We start from the raw sequence: 12,946 nt of genomic DNA, 5'->3' as shown, positions 1-12,946 counted from the left end.
TTAATGTAGTTGAAAAGTTATTTTTTACGCTACTTTGCTTTAAAAAAGCGACGTGCCGCTGCAAATGGTAACAAGATTAATGCATACCAAGGGAAGCTTGCAGACTGACGCTCATATTGTTCAACTTCTTCTGCAGGGCACTCTTCAATTGAACCACTAATTGGTGTTAACTTAACAGGTACTGCAATACTTTCATATTCAACATTACCGTTAAGATCGACTACCGTGTTACCGAATGAATCTGTTTTTTCTACCGTTTTGGTAGCAACACCAAATATTTCATTATTGTTGTTAATCGACTTGGCTTCAGCAACAACGTATTTAAATCGTGTTTCACCATCTTCTTCATAGCAAGGTAATAAATCGTTTAAATTTACGACTTTATCTTCACCGATAGTGTACATAAAGCCTTCACGACGACGTGTAGACGTATTGTAGATATCGGTTTCACCCTCACCAACAATCACACCATTATCATTTATGTCATTAGCGATTGAGCTAGAACTTGAGAAATAATCTGTCGGGAAAACAACACTGTCACTTTTCTTGTCGTAATAGAAAAATTTAGTACGGTTTGTACCTTCGATTCTTTTGGTTGCATAACCAACTACAACATCGTCATTATTGATAGCTAAAGGCTGACCTGAAGTCCAATCATCTTCTTGGTCAAGAAACTCTTTTACTTCACCATTCTCAAAAATAACCGGCATAGTGATACGAATATCTCGATCTTTATAGCGAACATCTGAAGTACCAGCTATTACCCCATTTTCATTAATGACAAAAGCGCTGCTTCTAAATGCAAAATCTTCGTCATCTTTTGGCGTAAGACCTAAGCCAAATATTTCCGTATTGATAATATTTAGATCGTTATCCAAGGTCCATTTAACGGCTCGTTTATCGAAAATACCCGTACTAAAGCTACGATTAAGCGTTTCAACACAATCTGAAACTGGCTCATCTTCGTTATCGCAACGATCGTCAATATCATCTTGAGGATCAACTGGAATACCGGTAGATACGGTACCCACTACTTCGTAGCCACTATTGGTTTTGACTATGTCATATGCGGCACTAATACCACCGTGCTCATCAAATTCAGGAACTAAAGGTACTTCGACACCATTAGCACCAATAACAATACCGCGACTTATAAAGTCACGTAAGAAGTGAGTTTCTTCTTCGGTTTCATCTGTTTGGGTAAAGGCGGTCTTTTCGTAAGGCGCACTGCCCCAGCCCACCATCACGCCATCGTCAGCAACAGCAGATAGAAGGTTTGATGTTGAGCGAGTTAAGCCATCATAATCAAGCGATGCTTCATCAAATAAAACCTGCTCTTGAGACCCTTCTGCAGTATAAGTAGTGGCAATTGCACTCGATATTTTTTGATACTCAGAATCATTAGGACGACTATCAGTAGATAAAAACCAAATCATAAATGCGTGTGCATCAGCATTGGTATTTACTGCATCGTTATTTTGGATATCATCTAACGTAAACGTAATTTCTTTGTCAATTGACTCAAATCGCGCTTTTTCTCGGTCGTAGGCGTTTTTAATGTTGCTTGCATCAAAATCGATATAAGAAACGTCTACAGGTAGTTTATAGGTACCATTTGCAAGACCAATGATATGACCGTTTTCACTAACATCCGTTATATAATTATGCTTAGAGCCTTCCAGACCACCTAACTCTTCTAATTTATAGGTCGCGCTCATCGCTGAGGTACTTAGAGTAGCTAAAATACTGGCAGCGAGTAATTTATATTTCATTTTAATCCTTACTACTGATTCTTTAAATCTTCGAGTTCTTCCCAGCGCTCAAAAGCGGCTTCAAGCTCAGACTCTAACTGGGCTAAATGGTTCAATGCTTCTGATGTAATTGCAGCATCTTGCTTAAAAAAGTCAGGGTCATTGACCACAACTTGCTGAGCATCGAGCGCTTTTTCAAGTTGTTCCACTTTACTGGGTAATTCCTCTAATTCAAGTTTTAATTTGTAAGAGAGTTTATTACTTTTCTTTTGTGGTTTATCTTGGTTTTGCACCACGGGTTTTTCTTGCTTAGTTTGTTGCTGTTGTTGTTTCTCTTGCTCAACTAAGTAGGCAGCATAAGCCTCATAGTCACTGTAGCCACCAATAATATCGGTAATCTTACCATCACCTTCAAATGCCCAGACTGAATTACAGGTATTATCTATAAATTCGCGGTCATGGCTAACAATAAGCACGGTACCTTGATATTGGTTAATAATATCTTCAAGTAATTCTAATGTTTCGATATCTAAGTCATTGGTTGGCTCATCGAGTACCAAAATATTAGACGGCTTTAAAAATAGCTTTGCAAGTAACAAGCGGTTCTTCTCACCACCAGAGAGTGCTTTTACAGGTGTGCGGGCTCTTGCCGGTGGAAATAAGAAGTCTTGTAAGTAACCAAGTACATGACGTGAGCGCCCGCCCATCATCACTTCTTGCTTACCTTCAGCTACGTTGTCTTGTACTGTGGCTTCTTCATCAAGCTTTTGACGATATTGGTCAAAATAGGCAAATTCTAAATTAACACCTTGCTTAACACTTCCGCTATCTGGTGTTAAGTCACCAAATAAAATTTTAAGCAGTGTTGTTTTACCTATACCATTTGGGCCTACAAGGCCAATACGGTCGCCACGCATAACAAGTGTAGAGAAGTCTTTAGCGATCACTTTGTCTTTAAATGCATGACTTATGTTTTTCGCTTCAAAAACAAGTTTGCCTGAACGCTCAGCAGTTTCAATGTTGAAATCTGTTTTACCAACCTGCTCTACTCGCTGCTTGCGCTCTTTACGCAACTCTTTTAATGCGCGAACGCGTCCTTCATTACGTGTTCTACGGGCTTTTATACCTTGGCGGATCCACGCTTCTTCTTCGGCTAAGCGTTTATCAAATAACGCGTTTTGCGTTTCTTCTACCTTTAAATCATGCGCTTTTTGTTCAAGGTATGTTGCATAATCACCCGGATATGAAATTAGTTTTCCGCGGTCTAAATCAAGAATACGAGTAGCTACTGCGCGAATGAACGCACGGTCGTGAGAAATAAAAACGATACCGCCTTTAAATTCTTTTAAAAATTGCTCGAGCCAAATAACACTGCTCATATCCAAGTGGTTGGTAGGCTCATCAAGTAGCAATAAATCAGGCTCACTAACTAGGGCCCTTGCTAAAGCAACCTTACGTAACCAACCGCCTGATAATGATTCAAGTTTAGCCTCTGGATCTAGCTCTAGGCGCGATAACACAAGTTGAATACGCGTATCAAAACGCCAGCCGTCAACTGTTTCTAATTGATTTGATAAGCGCTCTAACTTATTTAGTAACTTATCGTTATAGTCTGTTTGCATCTGATTACTAACTTGGTGATATTCAATCAATAAGTTAGCAATATCAGGCATACCCTGCGCTACATAATCAAATACTGAGCCTGCAGCCCCCTTTGGTGGATCTTGCTCTAGACGCGAAATTCGTATACCACCTAGTTGGTTTATTTCACCATCATCCAAGATAACTTGGCCATCAAGTACTTTAAGTAATGTTGATTTACCTGCACCGTTACGACCAACAATACATACACGCTCACCCGACTCAATAACTGCATCAGCATCATCTAGTAACGGATGCGTACCATAAGCGAGTTGCGCTTTGGCTATTCTGATTAAATCCATCGTGATTACTACTCTTATTCTTTATTATCAGCAATAAATTGCGCTAATCGCTGTGCATCAAAAGGCCAAAATAATTTTTCGCCTTGATGAGCTTCAACAACCGGAATACTGGTTTGATAAAGCGCGATAAGCTGTTCACTATCCATGATATCTTTTGCAGCAAAGGAAACGTTTGCTGCAACTAATAATTCATCTGCCATTTCACACAAATGACAGCCATCTGTGTGATACAAGGTAAAACTAGCCATGTGTAATAAGCCAACTATTATGAATTTGCTTATTGCGTTTAAAATCTGGCGATAAAGTTTTGTCAGAAATATTCTCTGCTTTTAAGCCAAGCCCCATTAAACCAACTTCATCCATGATAAAGCCACGCTTGTTGTTAGAGAATATAAGCGTGCCATTTGGACTTAAAATCTTTTTAACCCAAGTAAGGAGTTTGATATGGTCACGCTGAACATCAAATGCATCTTTCATACGTTTTGAGTTTGAGAACGTCGGTGGATCTAAGAAAATTAAATCATATTGACCTTGTGCGTATTCAAGCCATTTCAAGCAGTCAGCTTGCTCAAAACGAAAACGAGTATTGCTCAAGTCATTAAGCGCGAAATTCTCTTGCGCCCATTTTAAATAGGTCTTTGACATATCAACGGTAGTAATTGCTTTGGCACCACCTAGCGCAGCATGAACAGATGCACTGCCCGTATAAGCAAACAAGTTTAAGAAACGTTTACCTTGTGAGTTTTGTTGAATATAACGACGAGCCAAACGGTGATCTAAGAATAAACCTGTATCTAAATAATCAAATAGATTTACTTTAAATTTAGCACCAAACTCTTCGACTACTTGTGTGCGATTTTGTTTTGATACCTTAGTATATTGCTCTTCGCCTTTTTGCTTTTTGCGTACTTTAACTGCGATATTCTCTGGCGCAATTTCTAACTGCTCAGCGGTCAGGCTAATCACATCTTGTAAGCGCTTTTGTGCCGTAGTGTCATCGATTTCTTTCGGTGCGGCATATTCAAAAATAACCGCTGAATCATCGTACACATCAACTGCAACGTTATATTCTGGAATATCCGCATCGTAAACACGATAACAGCTTACTTCATTTTGCTTTAACCAGTTTTTCAAGTTTTGCTTGTTTTTCTTTAAGCGGTTTGCAAATGCTGTTGAACCTTCAAAGTTAAGTGCTGGTTTATCTTCTTTGCTTAGCTCGACTTGTTTATCGTCAAGTTGATATAAATTTAGCACTACATCTAACGGGCCATTTTTGAACTTATAGCGTTTTAATTTAACAAGCTTTAATAACTTAAATAGGCTTTCGTCGGTGCCAAGTAAAGCAAGCTTCCAATGGTTAAAGTGCTTTTTGAAGCCAACACCTAAGCTTCGGTGTAAGTTAACCAACTCTGCCATCGAGCCTAAACGCTCACCATAAGGTAAGTTTGAAATCACCACACCAGGAAGCTTAGCAACTGAGGTAAGCTTTGTTGCATCGCTTTGTTTAAATTTAATTACATTACCAAGGTCTGCGCGTTCCGCGTTTTCTTGTGCTTTTTTAATTACACCAGCATCAATATCATGTCCAATAAGCCAAAGCTTTGGATCAGTAATTTGAGCCGTTAGTTCTGCTTTTAACTCTTTGTATTTTTGGATGCGGAAACTTGGTAGGCGCTCAAATGCAAAACCTTCTCGGAATAAGCCAGGCGCTTCATTACGAGCCATGCTTGCTGCTTCAATTAAAATGGTACCAGCACCGCAACATGGATCAAATAAAGGTTGTTGTACATTTTCAAGCCAGCCACTTCGCTTTACAAGTGCTGCAGCTAAATGCTCTTTAATCGGTGCTTTACCTTGGTCTTGACGATAACCACGTTCAGATAAACGTGGACCTGAATAGTCAATATAAAGCGCAACACCTTGGCGATTTAATCTTGCTACAACACGCACATTAGCGTTGTACTTATCAACATCTGGACGCTGTTCAAATAGATCTGAAAAATAATCAACAATCGCATCTTTTACGACAAGACCAGAGAACTGGGTATTTTTTAACTCGTTGTTAGTACCACTAAAATCAACAGCGAAAGTTTGTTTTGGGCCAAACCACTCTTGCCAGGGCTGTAGTCGTGCAAATTGATAAAGGCTTTCTTTGTCTTTAACGCCTTCTTTTTCTTCTATCAGCATCATGATACGAGTGGCGAAGCGACTCGATAAACAAATTTTTTGTGCTAACAAGCTATCTGCTTCAAAACGTACAGAGCCCACGGTTTGTTTAGAGACTTCTGCACCAAGTGCTGTAAGCTCATCAACAAGTAAATTTTCTATTCCGATAGAAGTAAGTGCGATAAATTGCAAAGTAAAAACCCTTAAATGCTAATTGCGCAGGATTATAGCATAGCTTGGCGAACAAAAACGCCAACATTTGCAGGGATATTAGCTAGATTTTTACTTAGCCCACTAGGTTGCGAATCTCTCGCCGCGATTAAATTGCCTCTAGAGTGAACATATTTTAATTCACAAAGGTCAACACGCCCTAGGCCGTTTTAAACTGTTTTTGTTGAATATAAACAGGATGGATACGATTATTTAGAACCTTGATGGCTTCAAACTGCTCTAGAGATAGATTTTCGTCTAACTGAAAGTGTGCGCTCAGATTAATACAAACAGATGCTTCTGGTGAATGATCGACAATTAAAAACTCACCTTCTTGTGACTTAGAGTATAACTTTACAACCGCTTCAACACTTGGCTGGCTACCCTGGTATTCATGAAAAAACCAACTCTTTGCAAGTACTGGCTTCAAATGAAATTTAACTGCTGTAGCGTTAAGAGCAATTTGGCAAAGCTCTGCCGGACTCCATAATGAGAATGTTTCAAGATATTGATAAACTTGCTGATAAAATGCAGCATCTTCAAGACTGAAGTTTGGCTCTTGTAAAACAGCATCAGTAAGTTGGCGTAATTTGTAAGGTGTGCACAGTTGCATATCTTGGTCAAGGTCAACCAAAAGACGATTATTTTTTGCACAAGCAAGCCATTTCCATTGCTTCGATGCTTGTAACATGTCTCCTCCCTAACTTAGAATTCTGTGCGATTAATCATAAATTATAGCTAAGCCTGACCATTAATAAAATACTTTTTTAGAACATTTTATTAATGATCAAATGCTTAGATAACTGATCCTTATAAGCCGTTAAGGATCGTTTTTACCAATTCTGGGCCTTTATAAATAAAGCCAGTATAAACTTGTACAAGGTCGGCACCCGCTGCAAATTTTTCTTTTGCAGAGTCTGCATCATCAATACCACCCACACCAATGATAGGTAACTTACCATCAGTTAAACGCTTCAGCTCACTAACCACGTGGGTTGAGCGCTGACGTACTGGTTGTCCAGATAAACCGCCCGCTTCGTTTGCATATTGTTGGCCTTGCACTGCAGCACGCTCAAGTGTGGTGTTTGTAGCAATAACACCATCGATCTGATTGTTGATCAATGACTCACTAACTTGCGCAATTTGTATTTCATCAAGATCTGGGGCGATCTTAACAAGCATAGGCACTTGTTTGTTATGCTTTGCAGCTAAATCAAGTTGTTCATTCTTTAAGCTTTGTAGCAAGTCATCAAGCGCTTCACCATATTGTAAATCACGAAGACCCGGAGTATTTGGTGAAGAAATATTTACTGTGATGTACGATGCATGCTCAAATACTTTGCGCATACAATGAATGTAGTCATCTTTACCCTGCTCGTTTGGTGTATCTTTATTTTTACCTATATTTATACCTAGAATACCGTCATATTTCGCCGCTTTTACGTTATTAACTAGGTTATCAACGCCTTTGTTGTTAAAGCCCATACGATTTATGATCGCATTTGATTCTGGTAAACGGAAAATACGCGGCTTATCGTTACCAGCTTGAGGGCGAGGAGTAACAGTACCCACTTCAACGAAGCCAAAACCCATTTGTGAAAATGCATCAATACACTCTGCATTTTTATCTAAGCCTGCCGCTAAACCTACTGGATTTTTAAATTCTAAACCCAAAAAGTTAACTGGTTTATTAGGGACAGATTGAGACCACGCTGCACTCAATGGAGTATGAGCAAATCGGCGTAAATTATTAAGTGCAAATTCATGAGCCCACTCCGCATCACGGGTAAACATAAAACGGCGAGCTAGATCATAAAACATGGTTTGTTCCTTAGGTAAAAATAAACAAGGTAGCCGCTTATAAACGGACCATTGCAAATTAAGGGCAAAAAAATACCCCAGCGAGCTGGGGTATGTATTTTAACGACTTTTCACTTATTTGGAAGTGTCACAGTTGTGGCTTAACAACATTAGTTCACGAAGTGCTACTGAGAACTTCGCAAAATCATGGCTTTGCGATGTTTTGAATTCAGATAGCATCTGTTTCCAACGTTGTAGAAGTAGATCTTGGTTATCCATCCACTCATCAATTTGTGCATCAATGTCTTTGCTGTCTGCTGCAAAGCTATTAAGTACCACAGCCGATAACGTACGTTGTTGCCAATCAAGCTCTTCACGGTAAGAAGCACGAGCAAGTGCTTGCCAGTGATTTGCAACCGGTTGGTTAGTAATTTGGTCAAGGAACCAATGTAAGCCCATACGCGCACCCAACTTGAAGTACGTGTTAGATACCATAGCAATACTACGCTCTGAATTATTAGCAATTTCAGCTAAGTCCATTACAGAGAATAGGCTTGATAGAGACACAACTCGTGTCGCAAGTGCTTTTGGTACATTGCTATCAATTAGCTTCTCAGCTGCTTTAACTAAACGCTCGCTTTCTTTTTCAACCATGTAGCTATTTAAGTTTTCACTTAAATCAGCAAATGTTGGTGCAAAGAACTCAATTGCTTGCTCAATCGTTTGTGCTTTATTGCGATGACGTAAGAACCAACGTGTTGCACGACGAACCGTACGACGTAACTGATAAAGCATTTCTGTTTGTACAGCTGCTGGGATCTTATTATCAAGTGCAACAATTGATGACCACGTTTCTGGCATCTGGAACACTTCTTTTGCAATTGAATAGCAAAGCGCGATTTCTGCTTCGTTAGCACCTGTTTCTTCGTGCATACGAACCATGAAGTTAAGGCCCATATCGTTAACAATATTATTGGCAAGTTTTGTTGCGATAATTTCTTTACGAAGTGGGTGGTTATCCATTGCATCGTTGAACTTCTCACGAAGTGGTACCGGGAATGAATTAACCAATAACTGACGGTAATAAGGGTTTTCAGTGATTTCATCAACCACTAAAGACTCTTTAAGTACCATTTTCGCGTAAGAAACTAGTACAGATAGTTCTGGACGAGTTAAATCTTTACCCGCTGCTGCGCGCTCTGCAAGTTCTTCATCAGTTGGAATGAACTCAATTGCACGATTTAACTTGCCATCTTTTTCAAGGGCATGGATAAAACGTACTTTTTCTTTAAGCGTTGATGTGCCTTTTGACTGTGTAATCGACAAGGTATGAGTTTGACGATAACAATCTTTAAGAACCAGCTGCGATACTTCATCGGTCATAGCATAAAGTAGCTCATCACGTTGTTTACGCGTTAAGTCACCTTCAGCAACTAAGCCATTAAGTAAGATCTTAATGTTTACTTCGTTATCTGAACACGCAACACCACCTACGTTATCGATGAAGTCAGTGTTAACACGACCGCCTTTAGCTGCAAATTCGATACGACCTAATTGAGTAGCACCTAAGTTACCACCCTCGCCTAAGATCTTAGCACCAAGCTCAGAACCGTTAATACGAAGAGCATCATTTGCGCGGTCACCAACATCTGCATCAGTCTCTTTAGAGTTCTTGATGTAAGTACCGATACCACCATTCCAAAGTAAATCAAACTCCATCATTAGAGCTGCTTTGATTAATTCGTTAGGTGTCATGCTCGCTTTTTTAGTGCCAAGCATTTTCTTCATTTCAGGGCTTAAGCTAATTGATTTAGCCGCACGAGAGAATACACCACCACCTTGTGAGATAAGGTCTTTGTTGTAATCTTCCCAAGAAGAACGCGGTAAGTTAAATAAACGCTCACGCTCTGGGTAAGATGTTGCAGCATCTGGGTTTGGATCAACAAAGATGTGCATGTGGTTGAACGCCACTTGTAAGCGAATGTGCTTAGAAAGCAACATACCGTTACCAAATACGTCTCCCGCCATGTCGCCGATAGCTACAACAGTGAAATCAGTTGTTTGACAGTCAATATCCATTTCACGGAAGTGACGCTTAACAGACTCCCACGCACCTTTTGCAGTGATACCCATTTTCTTATGGTCATAACCTACTGAGCCACCTGATGCGAATGCATCACCTAGCCAGAAGTTATATTCATTTGCGATGCCGTTTGCGATATCAGAGAAAGTCGCAGTACCTTTATCGGCAGCAACAACTAAATACGGGTCATCTTCATCATGACGAACAACATCAACTGGCGGAACAATCTCACCACGTTCGATGTTATCTGTGATATCTAATAAACCACGGATGAAAATTTTGTAACACTCTTGGCCTTCTTTGAAGAACGCTTCACGGTCAGTCGGTAGCTGTTTACATACGAAACCACCTTTCGAACCTACTGGCACGATAACCGTGTTTTTAACTTGTTGCGCTTTAACAAGACCCAGTACCTCAGTACGGAAGTCTTCACGACGGTCAGACCAACGTAGGCCACCACGTGCAACTTTACCACCACGTAAATGCACACCTTCAACGCGCGGCGAGTATACGAAGATCTCAAACGCAGGCAGTGGTAATGGCATTTCTGGGATCATAGAAGGCTGAACCTTGAACGATACATATGACTTAAATTGGCCATCCGCTTCTTTTTGGAAGAAGTTCGTTCTAAGAGTTGCATTGATCATATCAACGTATAAACGGATGATACGGTCATCATCTAGGTTTGCTACGTTTTCTAGTTCAAGATTTACTTGTGCAACTAGCTTCTCAAGCGTCTTCTCACTACCAGGGTTCTTAACTGAGAACTTTTTAGTGAATAAGTTAACGATTTGCGAAGCAATATGTGGGTAATTTGCAAATGTGCTTTCGATGTAAGTCTGCGAGAAAGTTACACCAATTTGACGCATGTATTTAGCGTATGCACGAAGAATAGACGCTTCACGACCGGTTAAACCACCCATTAATACTAAACGGTTGAAACCATCGTTTTCTAAACGGTTATTCCAAACATTAGTAAGCGCAGCACGGAAACGAGCAGATACTTTATCAAAGTCAGCAATGCCCTTATTGTCAATTAGCATGGTGAAATCCATGATCCAATTAACTTTACCGTCTGTCGTTTTAACTGAGTAAGGCGTTTCACCCACTACACGTAAGCCAAAGTTTTCTAACATTGGCATGACGTCAGATAAGTGGATTGGCTCATCTTTATGGAATAAGCTTAAACGAACAACATTAGTATTTGCTTCTTCTTGTGGACGGTAGAACAACATTTCTAGTTTGTTTTCGTCATTAAGAAGCTCAAGTTTCTCGATATCAACAACCGCAGCACTTGGTAAAACCTGATCTTTATATGCACTTGCAAATGCTTGTGCATATTTACGGTTTAGTTCTTTACCGCGTGCTTCACCTGCACTTTCAAGTAGTGCAGACTGGAGTCTATCTTCCCAAGTACGGGCAGCTTCAATTAGGTTGTTTTCGATGTCTTTCACGTTATATTCAATATTATTGTCAGTCACACGCACCGTATAATGAGTACGGGCTAATGTTGACTCAGAGAAAAAAGTAGTAAATTCGACTTTGTCGTCAGAATTAAATGCGTTAGCTAAGATACGTTGCGTTTCACGACGTAGTGCCGTGTTATAGCGCTCACGCGGTACATAGACCATGCAAGAGAAGAAACGGCCATATGCGTCTTTACGCACAAAAATACGGCACATATCACGCTCTTGTACTTGTAGTACGCCCATAGCAACTTCAAGTAGTTCGGCTTCACGTGCTTGCACAAGTTCATCACGTGGGTACGTTTCTAGGATATTTAATACCGCTTTATAAGCATGTGTGCCTTTAGCAAAGTCACACATTTCCATAATGCGATTAATTTTACTTTTCAGTACCGGAACATCAGCGGCGCTGTTGTTGTAGAAGCTCGAAGAGAATAAACCAAGGAAACGGTCTTCACCAATTACATTACCTTCCTCGTCAAAACGCTTGATACCCACATAGTCAATATAAGCAGGACGGTGAACACGAGACACTGAATTAGTTTTCGTTAAAATCAGTAAATTATTGCTACGCGCTTCTTGACGTGCAACTTCTGGTAATTCAGAAAGTAAACGGCTGTGCTCTTCGTCTGTGTTTTTCATCAGACCAAGGCTAGTACCTTTTTTACCTTTTAATTGATAATCACCCTGTACAGGCGACAGTTCATACTCACGATAACCCATTAGGGTAAAGTTATCTTTTGCTAACCAGTCTAAAAACTCAACCGTTTCAGCAACTTCACTTTCGTTATTATTATGATGACGCTTAGGTAAATCCTTCGTTACAGCAATTAGCTTTTCACGAATTGGCTGCCAATCTTCTACAGCGATAGATACGTCAACTAACACAGACTCAAGTTCTTTTTTGAAAGACTCAATAACTTTTGCATCTGTTTGGCGATCAATCTCGATAAAGAACACCGTTTTTGTTGACGTTGATTCTTGCTCTGCTTTTAAGCTTGAAATACCTGTGATTTTAGCATTTTTGTCACGTTGGATTTTCAGTGGAGAGTGAAGTAATAAGTGAGAAGAGATGTTTTCGCGAGTCATGGCCATACGCACAGAATCAACTAAGAAAGGCATGTCTTTCGCGATGATTTCAACAATAGTGTGCGATGACTGCCAGCCATCTTTTGCTACTTCAGGATTGAAGACACGGACAACCGCGTCATCAGAGTTATTTTTTTCTAGCGAGTTCCATAGGCTTAGTGCAGCGCCATATAAGTCACTATCGTTGCGATGTGCCAAATCCTCTTTAGACATATTGCTGTACAAGGCTTTGGCGAATTTCTCAACGAGTAACACATTATCAGCGTGAACTTTTTTCTGGATCAGCTTACAGACATTATCTAAGATAACCGAGGCTTGCCCTTCATTTCGTGTCATTGTATGTTCCTTAATCTATACTACTTATCGATTAGTAGAATATTTGTACAGCCATTTATTAGCGTGGAGTCAGGTAAATTCTAACTCTTTTGCAGCTAATAA

7 protein-coding genes are annotated in these 12,946 nt (G+C 40.0%); all 7 read right to left on the bottom strand.

Going from position 1 to position 12,946, the window contains the following annotated elements; all coding sequences use genetic code 11:
* Positions 1–29: 29 nt before the first annotated feature.
* Positions 30–1,772, bottom strand: a complete 1,743-nt coding sequence (locus NH454_RS05400) for a DUF3466 family protein (protein ID WP_138557571.1) — start codon at positions 1,770–1,772, stop codon at positions 30–32.
* Positions 1,773–1,783: 11 nt separating this feature from the next.
* On the bottom strand, positions 1,784–3,694 hold the full coding sequence (locus NH454_RS05395) for an ABC transporter ATP-binding protein (RefSeq protein WP_199526431.1): 1,911 nt from the start codon (positions 3,692–3,694) through the stop codon (positions 1,784–1,786).
* A 14-nt stretch (positions 3,695–3,708) separates the two neighbouring features.
* Entirely contained in the window at positions 3,709–3,942 is a 234-nt protein-coding gene (locus NH454_RS05390; RefSeq protein WP_138557572.1) for a glutaredoxin family protein, read from the bottom strand.
* Positions 3,935–6,052: a bifunctional 23S rRNA (guanine(2069)-N(7))-methyltransferase RlmK/23S rRNA (guanine(2445)-N(2))-methyltransferase RlmL gene (gene rlmKL, locus NH454_RS05385; protein ID WP_253038429.1), complete on the bottom strand. Its 2,118-nt coding sequence runs from the start codon at positions 6,050–6,052 to the stop codon at positions 3,935–3,937. The genes NH454_RS05390 and rlmKL overlap by 8 nt, the downstream gene beginning before the upstream one ends.
* A gap of 178 nt (positions 6,053–6,230) precedes the next feature.
* Complete coding sequence (locus tag NH454_RS05380; protein ID WP_135924794.1) at positions 6,231–6,761, bottom strand: cell division protein ZapC domain-containing protein; 531 nt, start codon at positions 6,759–6,761, stop codon at positions 6,231–6,233.
* A gap of 119 nt (positions 6,762–6,880) precedes the next feature.
* Positions 6,881–7,891, bottom strand: coding sequence for a quinone-dependent dihydroorotate dehydrogenase (pyrD, locus tag NH454_RS05375; protein ID WP_135924796.1), 1,011 nt, complete (start codon positions 7,889–7,891; stop codon positions 6,881–6,883).
* Between the two features lie 114 nt (positions 7,892–8,005).
* Positions 8,006–12,844: an NAD-glutamate dehydrogenase gene (locus NH454_RS05370; RefSeq protein WP_135924798.1), complete on the bottom strand. Its 4,839-nt coding sequence runs from the start codon at positions 12,842–12,844 to the stop codon at positions 8,006–8,008.
* Positions 12,845–12,946 lie beyond the last annotated feature (102 nt).

Source organism: Pseudoalteromonas sp. Ps84H-4 (assembly GCF_024124645.1).
GTDB lineage: Bacteria > Pseudomonadota > Gammaproteobacteria > Enterobacterales > Alteromonadaceae > Pseudoalteromonas > Pseudoalteromonas lipolytica_C.
This window is presented reverse-complemented; position numbering and strand designations above follow the sequence as displayed.